Source organism: Streptomyces yangpuensis (assembly GCF_001005295.1).
Classification (GTDB): domain Bacteria; phylum Actinomycetota; class Actinomycetes; order Streptomycetales; family Streptomycetaceae; genus Streptomyces; species Streptomyces yangpuensis.
In genome coordinates this window covers 39,342-61,809 of record NZ_LBMK01000008.1, presented here as the reverse complement: position 1 = coordinate 61,809, position 22,468 = coordinate 39,342, and the positions used below count along the sequence as shown (strand labels likewise).

Annotated in this window: 21 protein-coding genes and 2 pseudogenes; 9 read left to right on the top strand and 14 right to left on the bottom strand. The window is 74.1% G+C overall.

The window, feature by feature from the left end; all coding sequences use genetic code 11:
* Window positions 1-217 precede the first annotated feature (217 nt).
* On the bottom strand, window positions 218-1,147 hold the full coding sequence (locus AAT21_RS29465) for an AraC family transcriptional regulator (protein ID WP_046780020.1): 930 nt from the start codon (window positions 1,145-1,147) through the stop codon (window positions 218-220).
* Window positions 1,148-1,257: 110 nt separating this feature from the next.
* Between AAT21_RS29465 and AAT21_RS29460 the strand changes: the two genes are divergently transcribed.
* Window positions 1,258-1,938, top strand: coding sequence for an NAD(P)H oxidoreductase (locus tag AAT21_RS29460; protein ID WP_046780019.1), 681 nt, complete (start codon window positions 1,258-1,260; stop codon window positions 1,936-1,938).
* A 298-nt stretch (window positions 1,939-2,236) separates the two neighbouring features.
* Here AAT21_RS29460 and AAT21_RS29455 read toward each other — a convergent pair whose 3' ends face one another.
* Window positions 2,237-2,776: a hypothetical protein gene (locus AAT21_RS29455; protein ID WP_046780018.1), complete on the bottom strand. Its 540-nt coding sequence runs from the start codon at window positions 2,774-2,776 to the stop codon at window positions 2,237-2,239.
* Between the two features lie 31 nt (window positions 2,777-2,807).
* Window positions 2,808-4,109, bottom strand: a complete 1,302-nt coding sequence (locus tag AAT21_RS29450; RefSeq protein WP_046780212.1) for a M64 family metallopeptidase — start codon at window positions 4,107-4,109, stop codon at window positions 2,808-2,810.
* Window positions 4,110-4,350: 241 nt separating this feature from the next.
* Here AAT21_RS29450 and AAT21_RS29445 point away from each other — a divergent pair, with 241 nt between their 5' ends.
* Window positions 4,351-5,727: a helix-turn-helix domain-containing protein gene (locus AAT21_RS29445; protein ID WP_046780017.1), complete on the top strand. Its 1,377-nt coding sequence runs from the start codon at window positions 4,351-4,353 to the stop codon at window positions 5,725-5,727.
* Here the strand turns inward: AAT21_RS29445 and AAT21_RS29440 are convergent.
* The 3 genes from AAT21_RS29440 to AAT21_RS29430 form a co-directional block, all read right to left on the bottom strand.
* A complete protein-coding gene (locus AAT21_RS29440) occupies window positions 5,690-6,469 on the bottom strand; it encodes an MFS transporter (RefSeq protein WP_052758042.1) in 780 nt (259 codons plus the stop codon). The genes AAT21_RS29445 and AAT21_RS29440 overlap by 38 nt on opposite strands.
* Window positions 6,470-6,547: 78 nt before the next feature.
* Window positions 6,548-7,456, bottom strand: coding sequence for a hypothetical protein (locus AAT21_RS29435; RefSeq protein ID WP_157879815.1), 909 nt, complete (start codon window positions 7,454-7,456; stop codon window positions 6,548-6,550).
* 39 nt (window positions 7,457-7,495) lie between these two features.
* Window positions 7,496-7,756, bottom strand: coding sequence for a DUF6158 family protein (locus AAT21_RS29430; RefSeq protein ID WP_046780016.1), 261 nt, complete (start codon window positions 7,754-7,756; stop codon window positions 7,496-7,498).
* 111 nt (window positions 7,757-7,867) lie between these two features.
* Between AAT21_RS29430 and AAT21_RS29425 the strand changes: the two genes are divergently transcribed.
* Window positions 7,868-8,470, top strand: a complete 603-nt coding sequence (locus AAT21_RS29425; RefSeq protein WP_046780015.1) for a TetR/AcrR family transcriptional regulator — start codon at window positions 7,868-7,870, stop codon at window positions 8,468-8,470.
* A pseudogene (locus AAT21_RS36220) lies at window positions 8,467-9,756 on the top strand (MFS transporter); the annotation flags it as partial. The gene AAT21_RS29425 and the pseudogene AAT21_RS36220, both read left to right, overlap by 4 nt.
* Here AAT21_RS36220 and AAT21_RS29415 read toward each other — a convergent pair.
* The 4 genes from AAT21_RS29415 to AAT21_RS29400 form a co-directional block, all read right to left on the bottom strand.
* Window positions 9,733-10,641, bottom strand: coding sequence for a LysR family transcriptional regulator (locus AAT21_RS29415; protein ID WP_046780014.1), 909 nt, complete (start codon window positions 10,639-10,641; stop codon window positions 9,733-9,735). The pseudogene AAT21_RS36220 and the gene AAT21_RS29415 overlap by 24 nt on opposite strands.
* A gap of 337 nt (window positions 10,642-10,978) precedes the next feature.
* On the bottom strand, window positions 10,979-11,215 hold the full coding sequence (locus tag AAT21_RS29410; protein WP_046780013.1) for a hypothetical protein: 237 nt from the start codon (window positions 11,213-11,215) through the stop codon (window positions 10,979-10,981).
* Between the two features lie 143 nt (window positions 11,216-11,358).
* The gene (locus tag AAT21_RS29405; protein WP_046780012.1) at window positions 11,359-12,027 is read right to left on the bottom strand and encodes a response regulator; all 669 of its coding nucleotides are present in this window, start codon (window positions 12,025-12,027) and stop codon (window positions 11,359-11,361) included.
* Complete coding sequence (locus AAT21_RS29400) at window positions 12,024-13,193, bottom strand: sensor histidine kinase (protein ID WP_046780011.1); 1,170 nt, start codon at window positions 13,191-13,193, stop codon at window positions 12,024-12,026. Before AAT21_RS29400 ends, AAT21_RS29405 begins: the two co-directional genes overlap by 4 nt.
* Before the next feature lie 258 nt (window positions 13,194-13,451).
* Between AAT21_RS29400 and AAT21_RS29395 the strand changes: the two genes are divergently transcribed.
* Complete coding sequence (locus tag AAT21_RS29395) at window positions 13,452-15,665, top strand: MMPL family transporter (RefSeq protein ID WP_235439266.1); 2,214 nt, start codon at window positions 13,452-13,454, stop codon at window positions 15,663-15,665.
* Window positions 15,666-16,360: 695 nt separating this feature from the next.
* Window positions 16,361-16,522 (top strand): hypothetical protein, encoded by a 162-nt coding sequence (locus AAT21_RS37820; RefSeq protein ID WP_157879814.1) that lies wholly within the window; start codon window positions 16,361-16,363, stop codon window positions 16,520-16,522.
* Here the strand turns inward: AAT21_RS37820 and AAT21_RS40160 are convergent.
* The 3 genes and pseudogenes from AAT21_RS40160 to AAT21_RS29385 form a co-directional block, all read right to left on the bottom strand.
* Window positions 16,486-16,608, bottom strand: a pseudogene (locus tag AAT21_RS40160) (IS5 family transposase); the annotation flags it as partial. The gene AAT21_RS37820 and the pseudogene AAT21_RS40160 overlap by 37 nt on opposite strands.
* Window positions 16,609-16,677: 69 nt before the next feature.
* Window positions 16,678-17,451, bottom strand: a complete 774-nt coding sequence (locus tag AAT21_RS29390; protein ID WP_052758040.1) for a GntR family transcriptional regulator — start codon at window positions 17,449-17,451, stop codon at window positions 16,678-16,680.
* Window positions 17,452-17,512: 61 nt separating this feature from the next.
* A complete protein-coding gene (locus AAT21_RS29385) occupies window positions 17,513-19,240 on the bottom strand; it encodes an IucA/IucC family protein (protein ID WP_079026040.1) in 1,728 nt (575 codons plus the stop codon).
* A gap of 130 nt (window positions 19,241-19,370) precedes the next feature.
* Between AAT21_RS29385 and AAT21_RS29380 the strand changes: the two genes are divergently transcribed.
* Window positions 19,371-20,885, top strand: a complete 1,515-nt coding sequence (locus AAT21_RS29380; RefSeq protein WP_046780009.1) for an IucA/IucC family protein — start codon at window positions 19,371-19,373, stop codon at window positions 20,883-20,885.
* A gap of 33 nt (window positions 20,886-20,918) precedes the next feature.
* Window positions 20,919-21,572, top strand: a complete 654-nt coding sequence (locus tag AAT21_RS29375) for a class I SAM-dependent methyltransferase (RefSeq protein ID WP_046780008.1) — start codon at window positions 20,919-20,921, stop codon at window positions 21,570-21,572.
* A gap of 99 nt (window positions 21,573-21,671) precedes the next feature.
* Here AAT21_RS29375 and AAT21_RS29370 read toward each other — a convergent pair whose 3' ends face one another.
* Window positions 21,672-21,977: a hypothetical protein gene (locus tag AAT21_RS29370; protein WP_157879813.1), complete on the bottom strand. Its 306-nt coding sequence runs from the start codon at window positions 21,975-21,977 to the stop codon at window positions 21,672-21,674.
* Window positions 21,978-22,069: 92 nt separating this feature from the next.
* Between AAT21_RS29370 and AAT21_RS29365 the strand changes: the two genes are divergently transcribed.
* The gene (locus tag AAT21_RS29365; protein WP_046780007.1) at window positions 22,070-22,468 is read left to right on the top strand and encodes a VOC family protein; all 399 of its coding nucleotides are present in this window, start codon (window positions 22,070-22,072) and stop codon (window positions 22,466-22,468) included.

Genomic DNA, 22,468 nt, shown 5'->3' with positions numbered 1-22,468 from the left:
GACGACCTCGGGGAACATCGGTACACCCGGCGTGCCGGCCGAGCATGTTCATTCTCAGCGCAGTGACCGTACGGATGTCCCCCACGGCCGGCGATCACCGAGCTCACCAGCCTCCTTGCACCGGTCCGTCGACGCCCGGGCTCCGGCGCGAGGTCCCGGTGTCGGGCTGCCGTCCGGAGGGGGGTGGTCCGCGCCTTTGCGGCCGCGGTCCCCTGACTCACGCCGCCGTGGTGCGGAACGTGCTGGGGCTGAGGCCCTTGTGGCGTTTGAAGGCGGCGCTGAAGCCGAAGGCGTCGGAGTAGCCGACGGCCTTGGCGATCCGGGCGATGCTGAGGTCGGTGTCGGCCAGGAGCGCCGCTGCATCGTCCATGCGGCACTCGGTGAGGTAGGTGAGGGGCGGACGGCCCATCAGCTCGGTGAAGCGCCGGGCGAACAGTGCCCGGGAGACACCGGCCTGGGCGGCCAGCGACGCGACCGTCCAGCTCTCGGCGGGCCGCCCGTGGAAGGCGTGCAGGGCGGGGGCGAGGACCGGGTCGGCGAGGCCGCGGTACCAGCTGGGCGCGTCCGCGCCCGCCCGGTCGAACCAGGTGCGCAGTGTGCAGACCAGAGCCCAGTCGAGGAGCCGGTCCATCAGCGCCTGCGAACCGGCGGAGAGCCGGGCGGCATCGGCGGCGGCGTTCTCCAGCCAGGCGCAGACCTCGGCGTCCTCGGCGATGACCAGGACCGGCGGCAGGGCGCGCAGGAGCCGTTCGTGGCGGTGCCCCGAGGCGCGGTAGGCGCCCACGATCAGCGCGGTCGCTCCCTCCGGGCCGGTGCCCCAGTGGATGCCGTCGAGTTCCTGGCCGGTGCACGCGGCGTCCGCGGTGAAGCAGTTGATCTCGTACGCGGTATGCGGGCGGTGGACGGTGGCCGGCTCGTCCGCGAGGCGGAACCGTGCGGGGCCCCGGACGACGGCCGTGTCGCCCGCGCCGATCGCCCGCTCGGTGCCGTCGGACAGCAGCAGCGTGCCGCCCCCGCGCAGCACGCTGACCATGGTGAGCGGAGCGGCGTCGGCGAAGGTGATGCTCCAGGGCGCCGCCAGGACGGCGTGGCTGACGACCGAGCCCTCGGCCCGGATGCCGCTCAGCAGTGAACTCAGAGGATCCACAGCCCGATCGTAGACGATCTCCTATGTTCTGGAGACTTTCTCCCATGGATCATCCACGGTGCCGCGGTTGTACTGGACTCACCGCACCGATCGAGCCCTCGGGAGACACCGTGCCGCAGCACAGCAGTGACACCAGGACAGCCCTCGTGGTCGTCGCGCACCACCGCAGCGATTCCCTCACCGCCCACACCGCCCGTCGCGCGGCCGCCCAGTTGGAGGCCGCGGGATACCGCATCGACCTGCTCGACCTGCACGCCGAGGGGTTCGACCCGCGGATGAACGTGGAGGACCAGCCGGACTGGGGCGACCGGGAGAAGCCGTACTCCGGTGAGACGCACGCCCACATGCGGCGGATCCTCGACGCCGATGTCGTCGTCGCGGTCTTCCCGGTGTACTGGCAGAGCGTGCCCGCCGTCCTCAAGGGATGGATCGACCGGGTATGGAACTACGGGTTCGCCTACGGCCGCAGCAAGCCCCGCCTGGCGGGCAAGCGCATGCTGTGGCTGGCCCTGGCCGGAGCCACCGCCGACGACCCCGTCGCGGAGTCGATGCGGTCCGTCCTGGAGGCCACCCTGAGCGATGGCATCGCCTACTACTGCGGGTTCTCCCGCTCCACCGTGGGCCTGCTCCTGGACGCGGAGGAGCGACCGCAGCGCATCGACGCCGAGGGCAGTCTCCTGGTCGGCGAAGCAGTCGCCGGCGCCGAGCGGGAGGCGCAGTACGCCGATTTCGACCGTCGGGCACGGAAGTTCGTGGCGGAATTCCTCGCGGACGGACTCGTCGCGGTCTGACGGCCTCCGGATCCCGCGAACCGGCCCTGCGTCGCGGAGGGACGAGGAGAGCGCCCACCCCGACGGGGGCCGGTGCCGGCCGGCACCGGCGCCGCCGCCGCGGCGCTCGACGCCGCGATCCACGCCTGGGACATCGCCCGGGCCACCGGTCAGGATCTGCCATTGACCGAGGAGACGGCCGAGCGGCTGGAGGACATCGCGGCGCGGCTCGTCGACTTCGTCCGTGACTCCTTCGGCAAGTACGCGCCGGCGCTGGTCCCTGCGGAGGGCGCGGGCCGCGCGGAGAAACTCCTCGCCTTCACCGGGCGGGACCCCCGCTGGTCCCGGGCATCGCGCCGACCCCCGCCGTGCAGAAGACGCACCCCTCCCAGAACGGCAGGGCGTCCAGCACCCGGTGAGGTACGCACGAGGCCGTCGCGGCCTCGTGCGGCCCTGGCAGACCGCGTCCGCGGGCCTTCGTCTCCGCGGCGGTCGCGGGGTCGAACTCCTCCACCATCGCCCGGTACGTGCGCAAGTACCCCTCGGCCCGGGCCGGTTCGTACGGCAGCTCCTCCCACCGGTGGCGGGACAGCGCCAGGTCCAGGACGCGCAGCAGGAAGTCCCTGACCGCGGCCCGCTCCTGCGGGGTGTCCCCCCAGTCGAGGTCCGCGAGGCCGAAGCCGACCACCCCACGCCCCATCACGTTCTGGTCCTGGAGCGTCAGCAGGGCGGCGAAGCGGAAGTCCCACGCGTCCCGGGCCAGCGCCGACACCGCGAGCACCAGGACGTCCACGAACACAGCCGTGCCGCCGTTGGTCATCTCCAGGTGCCGGCCGTCACGGCCGTGGAACACGTTCACCCGCCCAGGGTAGGGGGAGTCCCGCGACGGCTCAGAGCCGTACCTTCCATTCCACCGTGGAACGGAGGGTGCGGGCGGTCTTCGGGTCGCGGACCGACGGGGTGCGGTCCTCGGCCGTCACCGACAGGCGGTGCGTGCGCAGGTCGAACAGCCACAGCTCCGCCACCGACACCTCGGTGCGCCCCTCGAAGCGCCTGAGCTCACGGCCGTCCAGGTACCAGCGGACCACGAGCTGCCGGCCGTCCGCCCCGGACAGCCGGGGGACGGCCACCTTCGCGGTGTCGCGCATCCGCAGGGTCCGGTCCGCCGGAGTGAGCGCGGTGGCGATCCGCGCGTGCTGGTAGAAGCCCGCGATCATCGATTCCACGCCGGGCAGGTTGAAAGGCTTGCCCAGGACGCGCATGAGGGAGTTGTCGGTGGGCCGGTACAGCCCCGTCACGTAGTAGTTGCCGCCCTCGTACGCCCCGACCGTGCCACCGTCGGGCGACTCCTCGCCGAGCCAGCGGTACCACTTGGCCCGCTGCGCGGCCATCCGCTCAGCGGTCAGGCCGGAGCTGTTGGACTCGGCGGGTTCGGGCCCGGTGTACTTCTCGTAGTCCGGCACGCCCGGGTAGAAGTACTCGTCGGCGAGTTTGCCCAGCGAGTGGCCGGTCTCGTGGATGGCGACCTGCCCGGACTTCGGGTGGCCGGCCGAGGCGGTCGATATCCCCTCGTAGCCGAGGGTGGCGCTGGGCTCGTTGTATCCCGCTCCCCCGTACTTGGCGCTGTTGGCCAGGACGATGACCAGGTCGGCCTCCGGCGCCTTCGCCACGTAGGCGTCGACCTTGGGCTGGTCGATGCAGAGCAGCCGCTCGATGTCCCCGCACCAGAAGTACGAGCCGAGGGCGGTGTCCCGCACGGTCGCCGGGTCCGGGTCGCCGGAGACGCCCGATTCGCGGGAGACCGCGTCGACCGTCCACACGTTGAAGAGGCCGCGGTAGGTGGTGTACGGCTCGACGGCCGCTACCTCGGCCCACTTCTGTTCGGCGTCCGCGCGGAACCGGGGCAGTTCGGCCGCGGTGTAGCCGTCGCCGATGACGACGACGTCGAGGCGGTCCGCGGTGGAGCCGTTGTCGATCATCTTGGTGACCTCGCCGTCGGCCGACCGCTCGGCCTCGGTGAGCCGGCCCGCGTGCTTCGCCGGACTGCCGGCCGTCGGCACCAGGGCGTGCCCGGATCCGGCCTCGACACCGTGTTCGGGCCCGGGGATCTCGACCTCCACCCGGGTCGTGGCGGGGGTGTCCGCCGCGTCGGCCGGACCCGCGGCGACCAGCGCAGCGGTCGCGCAGACCATCGCGAGCGCCGCGCGCAACGCCGGACGTGCCCCCTGACGCCGCCTGTGACGCCGCGTGGGCCGCAGCGCCGAACGTCTGGCCGTGCCTCTGACCGGATCCATGAAGTCCTCCCCCGGGAAAGGAAGTTAAGTGGTTCGATAAACGCATTGAATCGGCTGCTTAAACTAGGGGGCGCGCGAGAGGTGCGCAATGGCGTACTCCGGTTGAATACTGGGGAGTTCGAGCAACCAGGGGGATTCAATGGACGAACCGGGCGAGATCGGCCGCCGGGTCCAGCGCATGCGGGTCGAACGCGGACTGACCCAGAAGCAGTTGGCACACCCCTCCTACACCTCGGCCTATGTCTCCACCCTGGAGTCGGGCAAGGTGCGCCCCTCCGAGACCGCGCTGCGCTTCCTCGCCGCCCGCCTGGGCACGTCGTACGAGGAGCTGGCCACCGGCCGCCCCGCCCATCTGGCCACCGAGCTGCGGCTCGCCCTCACCGACGCGCAGCGCACGCTTGCCACAGGCGCCGCCGAGGAAGCCGCCTCGCACTACCGCCGGCTGCTCGCCGAGGCGGAGGAGCTCGGGCTCGTCCCCGAGCAGGCACAGGCCCGCCTCGGGCTCGGCGAGTGCGCGCTGGAGGCCGGTGAACTACCGGACGCGATCGGCCACTTCGAGGAGGCGGAGCGGCTGCTCGCCGACGAGCCGCTGACGCGGCGGGCCCGGCCCGTGCGCGGCCGGGCGGTGGCGCACCTGCTCGCGGGTGAGCTGCGCTACGCCTGTTACCTGCTGGAGTCCGCCATCGACGAGCTGGGGGCGAGCGGGCTGGCCGACCCCGACGCGCTGGTCCTGCTGCACGCCGCGGTGATCGGCCCGTACATGGACATGGGCGCCCACGCGCGCGCCGCCCATTCGGCCGAGCTCGCGCTCGCCCTGGCGCCGCAGGTCAGCGATCCGGCACTGGTGGCGGGGATGCACCGGCAGGTGGCCCGGACCTTCCTCGCCGAGGGGCGGATGGCCGACGCCGACGCCTCCCTGGCCAAGGCGCAGGCCATCTACGCCCACTTGCAGCTGAGCACGGACCTGGCGCACTGCCACTGGATGCGCGGCTACGTACTGGCGCAGAACGGTGAACTCGGCTCGGCCGAACGGGAGCTGCGTACGGCCCGGGACATGCTGTCGGCCCGGCGGGCCGGTCTCTACACGGCCCAGGTGGAGGTCGAGCTGGCGGACGTGCTGCGCCGGCTGGGCCGGCAGGAGGAGGCCGCGGGGCTGCTCGCGGCGCTGCTGGAGCTGGGCACCAGCCACGGCGCGGTGCATGCGGGCGGCGCGCACCGGCTCCTCGGCCTGATGGCCGAGGAGCGCGGTGAGACGGACTCCGCCGAGGAGCACTACGTCCAGGCGCTGGCCCTGCTGGAGCGCAGCGGGGCGCGGGGCGACCTCGCCGACCTGTGCCGGCTGCTGGGCGATCTGTTGCGGCGTACGGGCCGGGTGGAGGCGGCCATGGACGCGTACCGCACGGGGCTGGGGCACCGGGCGGCGCCGGGCACCACCACGCTGGGACCGGCGCCCGCGGCCGCCTTCCGGCCCGCCCGCGTCAGTGGTTCTCGGTGGGCCGCAGATCGCGAGGAATGAGCGTCCAGGTCGTGGCCGCCGCGGCGACGGCCAGGCCGCCGGCCATGAGGAACGCCGGGGTGATGGCGAGGGTGTAGGCGTGCGAGGCGGCGTCGAGCAGGGCCTGGCCGACGGCGCCGCCGAGCCGTTCGGGGATGTGCGCGGCCTCGCCGACGGAGTCCCGGGCGGCGGCCGCGGTGGGGCCGTCCAGGTCGAGGGCGGGCAGATTGCCCCGGTAGAGCGCGGCCGCGGTGGAGCCGAGGACGGCGACGCCCATGGCGGAGCCGAGCTCGTAGCAGGTCTCCTCGATGGCGGCGGCGCTGGAGACCTCGGCGGCGGGCGCGGCGGAGACCAGCGTCACCGAGGCGACGGTGGTCGCGATGCCGGCGCCGAGTCCCATCACGGTCAGGGCGGCCGCGAAGGCCGGGTAGCCGAGGTCGGTGAACTGCTGGAGGGTCCACGGCAGGGCCATGCCCGCGGCCAGGACGACGAGTCCGGCACCCAGCACGTGGCGGATCGCGAAGCGCTGCACCAGTGCGGGGGGGGCGACCATGGAGGCGGCGATCAGGGCGAGCGGGGCCGGCAGCAGGCGCAGTCCGGCCTCCAGCGGGGTGTAGCCCTCGCCGTACTGGAACCACTGGGTGACCAGGAACAGGATCGCGCCCATGCCCACCATCGGCAGGAAGATCGCGGTGGCCGCGACGCTGAACGCGGGCTCGGCGAACAGCCGCACCTGGAGCAGCGGGTTGGTCAGCCGTCTCATCCGAGGAAAAGGAGCTCCACCTCTCGCCAGGTTCCGCCCGAGACCCCACCCCGCGGCACGCAGCCGGGGGGCGCGGGCTCAGTCCGGCACGCTCAGCACGTACCACATCCGCATGGATCGGGGGTTGCGCAGGTAGAGGTGGGGACCGCGGCCGATGGGACGGCTGTACCGGCGGACGGGATCGCCGTTGGGCCAGACGAGTTCACCCCGCCCGGTGACCACCACCCGGCCCTCGTCCAGGCGGCAGTGGTGAAGCCGCCCGGCGCCCTCGGTGCCGCCGCCGAGCAGCAGCAAGCTGCTGTCCCGCACCGCGAGGCCACGAATGCCGGCCACCGGCAAGGAGGACCACAGGCGCGGCGGCTCACCCGTCCCCTGCTCGACGAGAACCCGGCCGAACCCGTGCGCAACCCGGATCACCGAGTTCGTGACGTTGAGCGCGTCGACCTCGACGACGAAACGGGCGCCCTCGGGGGGACGGAAGCCGTGGAGGCGGTTGCCCCCGCCGTCCCACCGGGCAAGGGCGTCCGCGCTCAGGGGATCGCCCCCGTACATCCCCTCGTCCCCATAACAGGCCCACAGGCCGGCCCGGCGGTCCCCGACCAACTGGATCAGATGGGACCCCATGGCGAACCTCCGCCGGGGACGGCCGCCCCGGCCGAAGACCTGGCCGTTGCGCCGGTCGGCCCCGTGGTTCCCGTGCACCACGAGACCGCCCCCGGGCAGCGCCTCCAGGCCGTCCGGACTCACGGCCACGCCGTACAGGGTCCGCTCCCGGACCGAGTCACCGTCGCGGGTGACGAGCAGGGCGTCGAAGGGCAGTGCGAGCGGTTCCGCGGAACGCCCGCCGTAGGGCCGGGTCACGAAACGCGCATCAGTACAGATCAGCCAGAGGGCCCTCCCCCACGCGTCCACCGTGGAGGCCAGAACCTGCCGTTCGTCGTACTGCCGAGGCAACAGTGCGTAGGGCCGCAGTGCCACCTTCGTCAAGAAATCACCTCGCGGGCGAAGGAACGCAACGCCTCATGATCACATGGGCTGTTCCTTGTGCTCGCCCTCGGTTCGGGCGCGGGCGCCCGAGCGGGTGCGGGAGGCGGTCTGGGCGCGCTGCGGATGGCGGCGCACGTACTCGTGCTCCAGCTCGTTCATCCGCTTCGTATGGGTGACCAGCGCGTCGTCGGACCCGTGCAGCAGGGTCTCGTGGCGCGTGCGGTGGATGGCCTCCAGCTCCTTGAGCAGCCGGCCTTCCTCCAGTTTCCGCGCCGACGGACCGCCGTCGTGCTCCGTCATGGCACGCACCTCCTCCTCGGGCCCCCGCCCCACCATCATCCACCGCACCGCGCCGCGCGTCCCGGCCAGCGCTAGTAGACACTGTCTACTAGCGCTGGTAGACAGAGCTCCATGGACCAGGAGAGACCCCTTCGGGAACGTCTGATCGACGTCGGTGCAGACCTCGTCATGAGCGAGGGCACCGGTGCGCTCGGGCTGCGGGAGATCGCCCGCCGGGCGGGCGTCTCGCACGGGGCGCCCCGCCGGTACTTCCCCACCCACCAGTCCCTGCTGTCGGCGATCGCCCGCCGCGGCTTCGCCGACCTCGGCGACCGGTTCGCCGCCGTGGCGGCCGGGGCGAGGGAGTCGTCCCCGCGGGAGAGGGTGCGGGCGATCGGATGCGCCTACGTCGGCTACGCGCTGGAGCACCCCGGCATGTTCGAGCTGATGTTCCGGCACGACCTGCTGGACAGCACCGGACAGGACCCCTCGGACGAGCCGCGGCTTCGCGAATCGACCCTCCCGCTGTTCGCCCTGCTCGTCTCGCTCGTCGGCCGGTGCGGGGCGGCCGAGCCCTCCGTCACCGCCGCCGCGCTGTGGGCCAACCTGCACGGCGTGGCCCAGCTGTGGGGATGGGGCAGCCTGCCGCTGGTCCTCGGCGAGGACCGAGCCGTCGGGGTCGAACGGCTGGTGGACGCCGCCGTCGACGCGCACCTGGGGGGTGCTCCCGCATGAGACAGCGGATCTCCCTGCTTGTCAGCGTGGCCGGCGCCATGCTCGTCGCCCTCGACGGCACCGTACTGACGGTGGCGCAGCCCAGCCTGAGCCGTGACCTCGGGGCGAGCGTCACGCAGGTCCAGTGGACCAGTACCGCCTACATGCTGGCGGTGGCCGCGTTCCTGGTCCTCGCCGGGCGGCTCGGCGACCGGTACGGGCACGCCCGGCTGCTCCTCGTGGGCGTGCTCGGCTTCGCCGCGGCCTCCGCGGGCATCGTGTTCGCGCCCGGTGTGGGCTGGGTGATCGGACTGCGCGCCGTGCAGGGCGTGTTCGGTGCGCTGCTCCAGCCGGCGACGCTGGCGCTGCTGCGGCTCGCGTATCCGCCGGACCGGCTGGCCACGCCGGTGGCCGTACGGACCAGCGCGATCGGGCTGGCCGCGGCGGCCGGTCCGCTGCTGGGCGGCCTGCTGGTGGCCCAGTGGGACTGGCGGGCCGTGTTCGTGGTCAACGTGCCCGTCGCCGTGGTGATCGCCGCGCTGACACTCGCCGTACGAGCGCCCGAGCCGCCGCGTAGCGAGGCGGGCCGGCTGGAGCTCGGCGGCGCGGCCCTGCTCGCGACGGCCCTCGCGGTGTTCGTGCACGCGCTGGTCGGCGTACCGCAGTACGGGTGGGCCGGTACGCCGACGCTGTTCGGGTTCGCGGGCGCCGCTGTGCTCGCGGCCCTGTTCCTGCGTCGTGAGCGGCGTTCCGCGACGCCGCTCGTGCCGCCCGCCGTGGCCCGGGCCAGGGCGGTGACGGCGTCGATGGGCCTGCTGCTGGTGGTCTCCGCGGGCATGTTCGGGGCACTGTTCACGGCGACGTTCCGGCTCCAGGACGTCCAGGGGCTGGACGCGCTGGACACCGGCCTGCGGGTGCTGCCGCTGACGGCGGTGATGGTCGCGGGGGCTCCGGTGGCGGGGATGGCGCTGCGCCGGTTCGGGCCGCGGCCGACCGCGCTGACTGGTACGGCGCTGGTCGTGGCCGGGATCGCCGGGCTGGGCTCGGCGTCCGGGCCGGCCTTCGCGGTGCTCGGCGCCGGATTCACCACCGTCATGGTCACCGCCACCGGGGCGGTGGTCGGCGAGGCACCGGCCGGGTACGCCGGGGTCGTGGGAGGGCTGGGGCAGACGGCCATGCACGTCGGTCCGGCCCTGGGCATCGCGGTCGCGGCGAGCGCCGGGGTGCGCGGCCCGTCGCTGGTGGCCCTGGCCGTGCTGGCCGCCGTCGGTCTGGCCGCGGCGTCACTGCTGCCCGGCGGCGCGCGCCCGGCAGCTGCGGGCGACCTCGTCGGCGAAGGCCAGGGCCGGCGGGGAGAGGGCGGCCCAGCGGCGGACGGCCCAGCCGACGGCGAGCGGCGGCAGGGCGAGGATGGGCACGAGGCGCAGCGGGCCGCCGGTGCCGGGAACCTGCCAGCCGGGCAGCGCGGGCACGACGGCGTGCCCCAGGCCTAGTTCGGCGAGCAGCAGGGCGGTGTCCCAGTCGGCCACGCTGGTGTCGGAGCGTACGTGGATGCCGGACTCGGCGAGGGCGGCGTCGAGGTGGGCCCGGGAGGCGGAGTTCTCCGGCAGCCGGATGTGGCGGATGTCGGCGAGGTCGGCGGGGGTGAGGCCGGTACGGCCGGCGAGGGGGTCGTCGGCGCCGACCGCGAGCACCCAGGGCAGTTCCATGACCGGGCGCTGCTCGATGCCCCGCACAGGGGCGCCGATGGTGATCCAGGCGAGGTCGAGGTCGCCGGCGGCGAGGGCGTCGAAGCAGCTGCGGCTGGAGTTCTCGGTCTGGAACTCCAGGCTCACCCCGGGGTGGCCGCGGCGGAAGGAGACAACCGCCTGGGACATGAAGTGCCGGACGGTCGTCGCACCGGTGGTGACGCGCACGGTGCCGCCCCCGCCCCGTACCAGGTCCTCCACGCGGCGCAGGGCGCCGTCCAGGCCGGCGATGCCGTCGGCGGCGGCCGCCTGGACGATACGGCCGGCCTCGGTCGGCACGACGCCGCGGGCGTGACGCTCCAGGAGGCTGGTGCCGGTCTGCTTCTCCAGGCGGCGGACGTGCTGGCTGACGGCGGACTGGGTGCACCCGAGGTCGCGTGCGACGGCGCTGAGGCTGCCGGCGCGGCAGACGGCCACGAACACGCGGAGATCGTCGAGGGTCATGAGACCCAAGATATTCCTTGGATGTGGGGAGCAAACAGGAGGATTGACTTGGGTTTTGCGGTGGACCAAGATCGATGCAGGGCCCGGGCGGCAACCCGTCCCCGCCTTCGCCACGGGGTCCGGACCCCCGGCGAAAGGCGCGGACGGGTGCCGACCCACCGCCCCGAGGCCACCGACATCGTCGGTGACCGGGCCCAGGCTGCACGGGTTCACGCAGTCCTGGCGGGAACGGCTCGAACGCGTCGGCCTGGACCGGACCGGGCGAACAGAGCGTCCGGCGCGCCAGGATCGAGGGCGGCCTGTCCCAGGAGCAGAACGGCTGACCGGATGCGCCGGCTCAGCCGGCGTCGGCGTGACCGTGTTCCCGTGGCGGGGTGACCGCGAGGACGGGCGGCGCGGGGGTGGTCCAGCGGTGGCCGCAGGGCTCGAAGGCCAGCAGCACGGGCTGTCCCGGGCGCTGGCGCCAGGAGATGCGTTCCGGCACCCCGGCGCACAGCGGGCAGCGGGGCAACGGGCCGGGCTCCGGCGGGCACGCGGGGGCGGCCGCGAGCGGCGTGACGTGCGGATCGCGCATGGAGGCTCCCTGATCGTGCGGTTGGACTGATCGCACTGTGCCATGGCCGGGGCCTCGTCCGCACGGGCGAATCATCCAGTGTTCCGGCTGGTCAGAGGTACGGTCACCAGGGGGATTCCGGTCCTCTTGCGGGCACTTTGTGATCAACCGCTCCCGCACCCGGCTTCCACCAGGCCCGATTCGTAGGCCGCGATCACCGCCTGGGCGCGGTCCCGGACGCCCAGCTTGCCGAAGAGGCCGGTGATGTGGTTCTTGACCGTGGAGACGCTGATGTCCAGTTCCGCGGCGATCTCCGCGTTGTCGAGGCCGGTGGCCAGCAGCTGCCAGATCTCCCGCTCGCGCGGGGTCATGCCGGACGGGACCTCGGCGGCGGCCGGGCGGGCCGGCGCGGGGGTCCGCACATAGGCGGAGAGCAGCCGGGTGAGCAGCCGGGGTGCCACGGCCGCCTCGCCGGCGTGCACGATGCGGACTGCGGCGCCCAGTTCCTCCGGGGAGACGTCCTTCGGGAGGAAGCCGTACGCCCCGGCGCGCAGGGCGGCGACCACGTACTCGTCCATGTCGAAGGTGCTGAGCGCGAGGACGCGGACGTCGGGGAGGGTGCGGGCCAGCTCCTCGGTGGCCCGGACGCCGTCGAGGACGGGCATCCGGATGTCCATGACGAGCACGTCGGGCCGTAGTTCGCGGGCGAGGGCGACGGCGCGGGCGCCGTCCTCGGCCTCGCCCACCACCTCGATCTCCGGGTCCGGGCCGAGGATCAGGGCGAGTCCCCGCCGGACCAGCGGCTGGTCGTCGGCTATGAGCACACGGATCATCGGTGTCGTTCCTCTCTTTCGCCGCCCCGCCCGGCCGGGACCGGGAGGCGGGCCGCCACCCGGAATCCGCCGCCGTCGCGTGCGGCCGCCTCCATGGTTCCGCCCTGGAGGGCCACGCGTTCATGCATTCCGATCAGACCGTACCCGGTGCGCGCGGCGGGCCGGGCGAGCGGCGGCGGGGCACCGGCCCCGTCGTCGCAGACCTCCACGCAGACCTCGTCGGGGCGGTAGGTCAGCCGTACCTCGGCCCGTGCCTGCCCCGCGTGCTTGCGGGTGTTGGTCAGTGCCTCCTGCACGATACGGAAGAGGGTGAGGCCGACGCTGGGCGGCAGAGGGCGGACGGGGCCGTCGACGGTGAACTCCGTCTCGGTTCCGGCCATCCGTGACTCGGTGACGATCCGTTCCAGGTCCGCGGTACCGGGCTGGGGTGCCGGAGGTGTTTCGTCCGGTTCGTCTCCGGCCCGTAGGACGTCGAGGAGTTGACGCATCTCGCGCAGGGCGATGCGGCCGGAGTCCTCCAGGGTGACGAGGGCCTCGCGGGCCGCTTCGGTGTCGTGGGCCAGGTTGGCCCGGGCGCCGCCCGCCATCAGCTGCATGGCGGTGATGTGGTGGGCGACGATGTCGTGGAGCTCCCGGGCGATCCGGCGGCGTTCCTCGGCGACCGCGCGCTCGGCCTGGAGGGCCTGGTTCGCCGCTGCCTCGCGCTGCCAGCGGTTGACGACCAGCGCGGCGCCGGTGACCAGGGCCACGGCCGCCGCGTTGGCGACGAGGGACCAGCCGGAGGGGACCGGCGTGCCGCCCTGGCCTGCCGAGGCCAGTGGGACGGTCAGGGCGACGGCCGCCGCGGCGACGACGGGCCGACGGAACCGGACCACCGAGTAGAGGGCGACGGCGAGGCCGGCCGGGAAGTGCGGTGTGAGGTCCGGGATCACGACGTTGGGCACGATCCCCAGCAGCAGCACCGCGGCGAGGACGGGGACGGGCCGGCTGCGGCGTGCCAGCAGGCACGCGGCGGCCGCCATGAGTGCGCAGACGGCGGAGAGAGTGAGGGGAATGCCCTCGGTGCGGGTGCCGACCGAGAAGCCGAGCAGGTCCACGGCGGCGGCTCCGATGGCCACCAGCGCGTCGTTGCGTGTCCAGCGCAGCCTGTCGGCGCCCTTGTTCATTTCTTCCGGTCCTCCCCGCCGGCCTGCTCCCCCGCGGTGCGGGGACGGTTCGTGCCGGTTGCTGTCGTTGCATTCTGGCAGCCCGGACGGCCGGTGCCGCCGTCCTGGGGTCCGGTCCCGGACCGGGACCAGGGTCCTGGTCCGGGCCGTGTCCCGGACCCTGCTCCCGGGGTGCGGTTCCTCCCGCGCGCCGATGCTCGCGCGGCCCCCGGCTGATGGTCTGGAGCCGGGCCGGAAACCCCGGTCCGCACCATCGACATGAGGAGTCACGTGATCCGCGCCCTGACCGGGTTCTCGACGAGGAATCCGTGGAAGGTGATCGCCCTCTGGGCAGTGCTCGGCATCGCCCTGACGATCGCCGGCCAGGCGCTCGTCTTCCGCGCCACCCAGAGCAGCACCGGCGATTTCCTGCCCCCTTCCTACGATTCGGCGGCGGCCCTGAAGGTGGCCGAGGAGCGGTTCGGGGTGAAGCCGGACGCCAACACGCTGACCGTGCTGGTCGCCCGGCCGGACGGCGCGCCGCTGAGCGACGCCGACGAACGGCGCATCGACGAGGAGGCCGCGGAGCTGGGCCGCCGCCGGGTGGCCATGCCGAAGCCCGAGGAGGAGACGCCGTTCGCCCGGGACCACTCGCAGACCCCGAGGGTCGCCCCGGCCATGACGGCTCCCGACCGCTCCTTCCGGCTGTTGTCCGTGGAGCTGAAGGGCAACCCCCAGGACCCCGGGCTCCAGGACACCTACCGGGCCTTCCGCGAGCAGTCCCGGGCCGGGTTCGCGGAGGCCGGTTTCCGGACGGGCCACACCGGCGGGCTCGCCACCACCGTGGACGGCATCGACGCCGAGGAGACCCGGGCGCGGGTGATCGCGGTCGTGATGCTCGGCGTGATCGTGCTGCTGCACGTGCTGGTGTTCCGCAGTGTGCTCGCCGCGCTGCTGCCGCTGCTCGTCGTGTCCGTCATCGGCGGCGCCGCGACCGGCACGGTGGTCGGTGTCGCGATGCTGACCGGGATCACCCTCGACCCGTCCACCCCTCAGCTGATCAACGTCGTGCTGGTGGGCATCGGCATCGACTACTTCCTCTTCCTGCTGTTCCGTTTCCGCGAGCAGTTGCGCCGGCGGCCCGAGCAGCCGGGGCGGGCGGCCGCGGCCGAGGTCTCCGGGCGCGTGGGTACGGCCGTGACCTCGGCGGCGCTCACCATCGTCGCGGCGTTCGCCACGCTCGGTGTGGCCTCCTTCGGACAGTTCCGGGTGCTCGGTCCGGCCATCGCGGTGTCCGTGCTGGTGATGCTGTTCGGCAGTCTCACCTTCATGCCGGCCCTGCTCGCCGTCACGGGGCGCAGGATGTTCTGGCCCTCGCGGGCCCACCGGCGCGAGCCGCGCGGCGGTTCGGCCGCCCGGCTGGCCGCATGGATCGTCCGGCGGCCCCTCGCGGCGGCCCTCGCCTCCGTGGCCCTGCTGGCCGCCCTCGCCGCCGGCACGGCCGGCATCCGGATGGACTACGGGTCGGGCGGCGCGGGCGACGGGCGGACGGCCGCGGCGGCCACCGCGGCCGAGATCTCCCGTGCGATGCCGGCCGGGGTCTCGGACCCGGTCAGTGTCTACGTCTCCGCGTCGGACGGCGCCCCGCTCTCCACCGGCCGGGTCGCCGCACTGGCCGCGGCGCTCGCCCGGGTGGAGGGTGTCGGGCAGGTCGCCCCGACGGTGCTGAGCGAGGACCGGCTGGCGGCCCGCATCGACCTGTTCCCGAACACCGATCCGCACGGCCAGGAGGCCCGCGACCTGGCGTCGGGCCCGGTCCGCGAGGCGGTCTCGGTGCACCGGCCGGACGGCACCGAGGCCCATGTGGGCGGCACCGCGGCGGTGTTCGCCGATGTCTCGACGGCCGTGGAGGAGGACCTTCGCCTGGTGTTCCCGGTCGCGGCGGCCCTGATCGCGCTCATCCTCTTCCTGCTGCTGCGCAGCCTGCTCGCCCCGCTGATCCTGATGCTCGCGGTGGGGCTGGGGTTCGCGGCCACGCTGGGTGCCGCGGCGCTCGTCTTCCAGCACGGACTGGGGCAGCCCGGGGTGGCGTTCACGCTGCCGCTGGTGCTGTTCCTGTTCGTGGTCGCGCTGGGCACCGACTACAACATCCTGGTGACCGACCGGATCCGGGAGGAGATGCAGCAGCCCGGTCCGGCCCGGGAGGCGGTGGCCCGGGCGGTGCGGCACACCGTGCCGGCCGTGGCGACGGCCGGGCTGGTGCTGGCCGCCTCGTTCGGCAGCCTGGCGGTCAACCCGGTCGCGGCCACGCAGCAGATCGGCTTCGCGACGGCGCTCGGCATCCTGCTCTCCGCCTTCGTCCTGTCGGTCGTCCTGGTGCCGGCGTGCGCTGTGCTCCTGGGCCGGTCCCTCTGGTGGCCCGTGCGGCCGCGGCCGGCGGAGCCCCGGCCGGGCCCGGGGGCCGGGGCACCGGAACGCGTCCTGGTGCCCTGAGCGGGGCCGGTACGCGTGCGGGCGCCGGGCGCGCGGGTTCCCGTACGGGATCCGCGCGCCCGGCGCCTGCGCCGTTCCTCACGGTGTGCCGCGTGTCAGGACAGTGCGGCGACCTCCGGGTGCTCCTGGAGCCAGGCGCGGACCGCCTGCTGCTCCGGCGCCGGTGACGGCCGACCGGCCCCGGCGAGGGTGCGCCGGCCCAGCGGGAGACCTGGCGGCCGAGGGCTGCGGTCAGTGTGGCGGGCACCACGGCACGGGGGTACGGACGGTCGCCGGTCGCCAGGGCGTGTATCGAAAGCACGGACAGGCCGGGCGGGGTGCAGTCCCGGTCCGGCCCGTCCGCTCTCTGCCAGAGGTCGAGGCCGCCTCTTGACTGGCCCCTGAGCTGACACGATCTCTGAGACGGCGACACGCCGCGGCATGCCGGGGCGTTTCGTGCGTGCGCTCAGTTCAGCGCAAGCCGTCTGTGTCGTCGTGCTCTTCGCCGACTGGGAGTGGCCGACGGTCCTCCACCGGGTCATCGCTGTAGACGGCCGCGGAGACCGCGCTGTCGTAGGCACCGTCGAGGCCGTTACCGCTTGCGCCGAGTATGTTCTCCCAGTCAATTCCCATACCTACGAGCCTACCCGTAGTGTGCCTCGGGAGGTTGTGGACGGCTGGGCAGTTGAGTCCTATGGGTCGGTACAGTCGCGTGCATGCTGAAGCCAGTGCTGCGTGTAGCTGAAGCGGGCGGTCGTACCGTGGACGATCCGGCCAAGGAGGTTCCGCACGACCTGCTGTCCGAGATGGCGGGAGGCGTTGCCGTGGACCCCGATGCCTTTCAGTTGATCGCCGCGACCAGGACTGTCGCCTCGTAGCGGACAGCGAACTTGTCGTACCGCGTGGCGACAGCGCGGTTCCTCTTGAGACGGTTGATCCCACACTCGACCGCGTGGCGCTCGCGGCAGGTCTGACAACGCGGCGAGGTGCAGTGCCGGGCGTCGCGACCTGGTGAACCTTTCCGGCCACAGCACTAGCCGATGTGGAACGCGGCGGTGGCGGGGTGACGGCGGTCACGGTGGAAGGTCAGGTGGTCCCAGGTGGGGAAGGCCAGGTCGGTGACGGCCAGCAGGAGACCGGAGGGGGCGTGCACGGTGCGGCGTACGGTCAGGCCGCAGGCGGGTGCGGAGGCGGGCGGGTGGGTGGTGCGGGTCATGGTGATGGTCTCGGCGACCCGGCCGCCCGCCGCGGCCCGCTCCAGCCAGTCCTGGAGGGGGCTGAGGTCCTGCTCCTGGACCCGCCCCGCCCGGCTGCGGCAGGTGGCGAGTTCGGGGCTCCGGGCGACGACGTCCGGGCTGAAGTAGGTGACGGCGTGCCGGAGGGTCTCCCCGGTCCGCCCCCGCTCGCGGTGGTGATGGACGAGGGTGAGGTCCCCGCCGGACATACCGAGCGGCACGGCGAGCGAGGGCGGGACGGTCACCACGGTGACCCAGCTCCGGGTGAGGGCGGGCGCCGGAGACGCCGGCCCGAAGGCGACCGGATCGGCCGCGGTGGGGACCACCTCGGCCGTGACGGCGGGGCGGGAGCCGCGGCGCCCGGTCACGACCAGGCCGTCCTCGCGCAGGTGCTGGAGGGCGGCCCTGATGGTCTGCCGGTTGACCTGGTAGCGGGCGGCCAGGCTGCGTTCGGAGGGCAGTCTCCCGCCGGGGGTGTGCGCGGCGCGGTCGAGATCGCGGCGCAGCGCTGCGGCGATCCGCTGGTACTTGGGCATGGCGGCCGGGCCGCCGCCCCGCGAAGGGGAGGGCATGACTTCTCCTCTGACGGGTGGTCAAGGACTGCGCGGTCTGCCCGACCAACCTAGCATTGGTCTATACCTTTGGGTGAGGGGAGATCGGGGCAGCCCGCCCGCCTTGGCCGGTTCCCGCCCCCGGGCCCCGACGGGACGGTCCCGCCTGCCCGCGCAGCGGGTTCGGCAGCGGACGGTAGCGGGCGTCCGCGCCGTCGGCCCGGGTCCAGCGCAGCAGCAGGTTGGTCTTCGCGGGCAGCGCGGGGGCGGCCAGGAGCGCGGCGATCTCGGGGAGCCCGCGCTGGGCCTCGTAGCGCAGCAGTTCCTCTCGTACGGCCGGCCAGAGGAGCGGCGAGATGTCCGGATACCGATCGGCCAGCGCGCCCGCGATCTCGGCCAGGTTGTTGACCACCAGGCAGTACACCAGGCGCTCCCAGGCGTCCGTGCGCGACACGTCCGGCAGGAGCTTGACGCCCTCCGCGTCCCGGAAGAGGGCCTGCACGGGCATGCCCGCCGCGTCGACCGCGACCAGGGTGTTCTGGAGGTGGGCCTCCAGCACGACACCGTGCCGGGCGAAGAGTTCGAGTACCGGCGGCGCGACCTGGCGCAGGTACGCCCGCCACCAGGCGAGGGGGTCGGCGACGCCGGCCGGCGGGCTCCCGGGAGCGCCCTCGGCGAGCGCGGCGGCGAGCAGCGGGGTGGCCCCGGGCAGGGTGTGGGCGTGCAGTCCGTCCCGGATCAGGACCGCGAGTTCCTCGAACGCGAAGGCGGCGGTGCGGTAGCCGCGGTCGGCGAGCCAGGCCGCGTCCGAGCCGGTCGCGCGCAGTGCAGCGAAGCCGGCCTCGACGGCCGCGTCGGCGCGGCGCAGCGCGAGCAGGTCGTGCCGCCACAGCCGGCGCACGTCGTTGGTGATCCGCACGTCGAGGCTGAACTTCACGAAGAGGTCCGCCGCGGGAACGGTACCGGGAGCCGGAGCCGCACCGGGAGCCGCACCGGGACCAGGACCGGGAGCGGGACCAGGAGCGGGAGCCGCACCGGGACCGGGAACGTGGACGGTCCGGATGGACGCCGTGGGCCAGACCGGCCGCCGGCTCGCGCCGAGCCGCAGCAGCCGCCCGTCGGCGAACGCCTCGCGCACCGCGGGCCGGTCCGCCACCAGGTCCAGCTGCCAGGGGTGGGCGGGCAGCAGCCGGTAGCCGGCGGGCGGGCGCGGCCCGTCGAGGAGGTCGGAGAGGGAGTCGATCGCCTCGGCGACGGCCCGCCCGCCCTCCTCGACGCACTGGTCCTCGCGCAGCCCCAGGAAGACCAGCGGGAAGCGGGCGTGCGCCTCGGGCGCGTACGGCAGCCAGCTGCCGGCCGGCGCCCCGCCGCGGGCCTTGGGGGCGGGGTGGTGCGGGTGGCCCGTCACCAGGGACTGCTCGGAAAGCATGTACGGGTCCGCCGGGGGCTCGGCGGCGGCGCGGGCCGCGAGCAGCGCGACGAGCGCGTCGCGGCTGTCGGTGATCTCGACGGGGAGCTCGTCGTTGGTGACACCGGTGAACCGGCCGAGTTCGTCGGAGACGAGTTTGACCAGTTCGGTGTGGCTGAGGGGGTGCCAGCCGCTCGCGGTCCGCAGTTCGGGGCATGCGGGCCGGCGTCCGCCGCGCACCCGGAGCAGCCGCCCGCTGCCCCGCAGCCGGTGGACGGCCGGGCTCGCGGAGCCGTCCGGCCCCGCCGGCTCGGCCGCCTCCCGGAGCAGGCAGTTCAGGAGCGGGGCTGCGGCGTACGCGTCTGCGGCGGCGTTGAGGTCCACTGGTTCCATTCGGTCCATCCGGTGGGCAGGAGGTCCGCGGGGCGGAACCACCGGCCGTGATCGTCGGTATCCGCAATGATTACTTGATCATCCCGTGAAGCGACATTCGAACGAAGCTCGAAGCGACATTCCGAAGGCGGAGCCCAGCATGCACCTTCCCCCCTCCGCGGCCGAAGAAGCCGTCGCCTCCGAACTGGCCGTCGTACGGCCCGCGCTCGCCACCCCGTACGCCGCCGCGCTGAACGGAGCCCGGGCGGCCGTGCTCACCCGGCTGTGGCGGGCCCTGGCCTTCGAACCCCTGCCGTGCGTCGTGGGCCGGGAGGCGACGCCGGACGGTCTGGCCCTGCTGCTGGCGGGCGGCGGGCGGCTGGAGGGCCCGCCCGCGGACCCGTACGCGACGCGGCCGTACGTGGACGAACTGCTGCTCGACGGCAGGGCCCATCGCCGGGCCGGGCAGCTCGTCAGGGCCCTCGGGGTTCCGCACGGGGAGGACTTCGCCGTCGAGCTGGACGCCGGTACGGCCTCTCTCGCCCTCTCCCGCGCCGGACAGCCGCCCGCAGCCGAGGACCACCCGGCGCAGGTCCCCTGGGAGTGGGAGCAGCGGGTGGTCGACGGCCATCCGTACCACCCCAACTGCCGCTCCCGGCCCGGTTTCTCGGTCGCCGAGGAGCTGGCGTACGCGCCCGAGCACCGGCCCGTGGTGGAGCTCGGCCTGGTCTCCGTACGCGCCGAGGAGTGCCTGGTCACCGGCGACTGGCCGGCGCGGCTGCGCGAGGCCGGGCGGGTCCTGGTCCCCGTGCACCCGTGGCAGGCCGCGCACGTCCTGGGGCACGAGCGGGTGCGGCCCGGTTTCGCGGCGCATCCGCTGATGGCCCTGCGCACGCTGGCACCCGCCGACGGCGGCCCGCACGTGAAGACCGCGCTCAGCGCCCGGCTGACCTCCTCCGTCCGGGACATCTCGGTCTACTCCATCGAGACGGCGGCGGCCGTGTCCGACTTCGCCCAGGGTCTCGCCGAGCGGCTCGACGGGCGGCTGCACATCACCCGCACCCTGGGCGCCGTCACCGCGCACAGCCCGGACCTCGCGGCCGTGCTGCGCGAGCCGCCGGAGGTGTACGCGGATGCCGCCGCGGGCGAGCGGGTGCTGCCGGTGGCGGCGCTGGCCTCGTACCCGCCGGCCCGGTCCGCGGCCTGGCGGGCGCGGTTCGCCCGCCTCGTGCTGTCGGTGTGCCTGCGGGTACTGGAACTCGGGGTGGCCCTGGAGGCCCACGGGCAGAACCTCCTGGTCGTCCTCTCCCCCACCGGCGAGCCGCTGCGGCTGGTCTACCGCGACCTCGCCGACATCCGGATCAGCCCGGCCCGGCTGCGGGCGCACGGGCTGCCGGTGCCACCGCTGTCGGGCAGGCTGGTCACGGACGACGTGACGGTGCTGCGCCGCAAGCTCTTCGGGTCCCTGCTGACGGGTGCGCTCGGCGCCACGGCGGGCTCGGCCGGAGCCTTCGCCGAGGCCCTCGCGGAGGTGACCGCCCTGCCGTCCACCGCCGACACCGAGGTCCTGCTGACGGGCGGGCTGCCCACGAAGGCGCTCACCCTCATGCGGCTGAGCCCGGGCGTCCCGGGCGACCAGTGGGCGGAACTTCCCAATCCGCTGGCCGGAGGATGATCCGGAGCGCCGGGCGGGCTACTGTTCAGGGGCATGACAGCTTCCTCGTACCTGGCTTCCGTCCGGGCGTCCTACGACGCCGTCGCCGTCGACTGCGCACGGCTGCTGGGCGCGGATCTGGCCGGGAAGCCGCTGGACCGGGCCATGCTGGGGGCCTTCGCCGAGTGCGTGCGCGGGCAGCGGGGCGGGCCCGGCCGGGCCGTCGCCGACCTGGGCTGCGGGCCGGGCCGGGTGACGGCCCATCTGGACGGTCTCGGCGTACGGACCTTCGGGGTGGACCTGTCCCCGGCCATGGTGGCGGTGGCCCGCCGGGCGTATCCGGGGCTGCGGTTCGAGGTGGGGTCGATGGCCGCGCTGGACGTGGCCGACGGGGTGCTGGGCGGGGTCCTCGCCTGGTACTCGACCGGGCACACGCCGCCGTCGGAACTTCCCGGCGTGTTCGCGGAGTTCGCCCGGGTGCTGGCGCCGGGCGGGCACGCCCTGGTCGCCTTCGAGGCCGGGGACGAACGGGTCCGGCTGGACCATGCGTACGGGCATCCGGTCGACCTCGACGTGTACCGGACACCGCCCGACCGGATCGCCGCCCTGCTGGCCGGGGCCGGACTGGCCGAGGCGGCCCGCCTGGTCCGCGAGCCGACCCCGCACGAGGCCTCGCAGCAGGCCTTTCTGCTGGCCCGCAAGGGCTGACGGGCGTACGGGGCGGGGCGGGGCGGGCGGGGCGCCACCTGGTCAGGCGGCTCGGGGCCCGGCCGGCAGGATCGGGGCCGGTCGGGCGGGGCGCGGGCCTCAGGCCGGGTAGGTGAGCGAGCCCAGCGGCGGGCAGGGGGCGGGCACGGATCCGGCGCCGGGTCGTTCGACGAAGGCCCTGGCCTCGGCGGCCCGCCGGCACAGGAGATCCGCCTCGTCGGCGTACCGGGCGTCGTGCCGGGCACGGGGGAGGTCCCAGGTGTCGTCGATGAGACTGAAGCTGGTGTTGTCGGCGCTGCGTTGGAACTCCGCCTTCATGACCGCCTGCTGGAGCGCGGTCCGGGTCGCGGCGAGATCGATACGGGTGATCAGCACGCCGGGGGTGTCGGGTTCACGGGTCAGCATGGGGGCCATGGGGGGGACGGCTGCCCGGAGCTCACCGTTTTCGGGGTCGCCATGCCCGCCGGCGGGCGGGTCGGCTCCGTAGACTGGCCGCCATGGCATGCCGCATCAGTGAGCTGGTCCTGGACTGTGCCGAGCCCGAACGGCTCGCCGCGTTCTGGAGCGAGGTCCTCGGCTACGTCGAACTCGGCCGCGAGGACGACGGCAGCATCGAGATCGGGCCGCCCGGCGCGGGCTTCGGCGGCCCGCAGCCCACACTCGTCCTGAGTCCCGGCGGCGCCCCGCGGACCGGCAAGCTGCGCCTGCACATCGACGTCAACGCCACCGACCGCGACCAGGCCGCCGAGCTGGAACGACTGCTCGGCCTCGGCGCCCGGCCCGTCGACATCGGCCAGGACGGCACGGAGGACTGGCACGTCCTGGCCGACCCGGAGGGCAACGAGTTCTGCCTCCTCCGCCGCCGCCTCGAACCCCTGGCCCCGCCGGCGCCCTGA

Coding starts and splice junctions, on each gene's coding strand:
- AAT21_RS29385 (WP_079026040.1), bottom strand. CDS start 19,240: ATGGACCGAATGGAACCAGTGGACCTCAACGCCGCCGCAGACGCGTAC.
- AAT21_RS29370 (WP_157879813.1), bottom strand. CDS start 21,977: ATGCTGACCCGTGAACCCGACACCCCCGGCGTGCTGATCACCCGTATC.
- AAT21_RS29395 (WP_235439266.1), top strand. CDS start 13,452: ATGAGGAGTCACGTGATCCGCGCCCTGACCGGGTTCTCGACGAGGAAT.
- AAT21_RS37820 (WP_157879814.1), top strand. CDS start 16,361: ATGCTGAAGCCAGTGCTGCGTGTAGCTGAAGCGGGCGGTCGTACCGTG.
- AAT21_RS29390 (WP_052758040.1), bottom strand. CDS start 17,451: ATGCCCTCCCCTTCGCGGGGCGGCGGCCCGGCCGCCATGCCCAAGTAC.
- AAT21_RS29415 (WP_046780014.1), bottom strand. CDS start 10,641: ATGACCCTCGACGATCTCCGCGTGTTCGTGGCCGTCTGCCGCGCCGGC.
- AAT21_RS29380 (WP_046780009.1), top strand. CDS start 19,371: ATGCACCTTCCCCCCTCCGCGGCCGAAGAAGCCGTCGCCTCCGAACTG.
- AAT21_RS29450 (WP_046780212.1), bottom strand. CDS start 4,109: ATGGTCTGCGCGACCGCTGCGCTGGTCGCCGCGGGTCCGGCCGACGCG.
- AAT21_RS29410 (WP_046780013.1), bottom strand. CDS start 11,215: ATGCGCGATCCGCACGTCACGCCGCTCGCGGCCGCCCCCGCGTGCCCG.
- AAT21_RS29375 (WP_046780008.1), top strand. CDS start 20,919: ATGACAGCTTCCTCGTACCTGGCTTCCGTCCGGGCGTCCTACGACGCC.
- AAT21_RS29405 (WP_046780012.1), bottom strand. CDS start 12,027: ATGATCCGTGTGCTCATAGCCGACGACCAGCCGCTGGTCCGGCGGGGA.
- AAT21_RS29445 (WP_046780017.1), top strand. CDS start 4,351: ATGGACGAACCGGGCGAGATCGGCCGCCGGGTCCAGCGCATGCGGGTC.
- AAT21_RS29440 (WP_052758042.1), bottom strand. CDS start 6,469: ATGAGACGGCTGACCAACCCGCTGCTCCAGGTGCGGCTGTTCGCCGAG.
- AAT21_RS29430 (WP_046780016.1), bottom strand. CDS start 7,756: ATGACGGAGCACGACGGCGGTCCGTCGGCGCGGAAACTGGAGGAAGGC.
- AAT21_RS29400 (WP_046780011.1), bottom strand. CDS start 13,193: ATGAACAAGGGCGCCGACAGGCTGCGCTGGACACGCAACGACGCGCTG.
- AAT21_RS29425 (WP_046780015.1), top strand. CDS start 7,868: ATGGACCAGGAGAGACCCCTTCGGGAACGTCTGATCGACGTCGGTGCA.
- AAT21_RS29365 (WP_046780007.1), top strand. CDS start 22,070: ATGGCATGCCGCATCAGTGAGCTGGTCCTGGACTGTGCCGAGCCCGAA.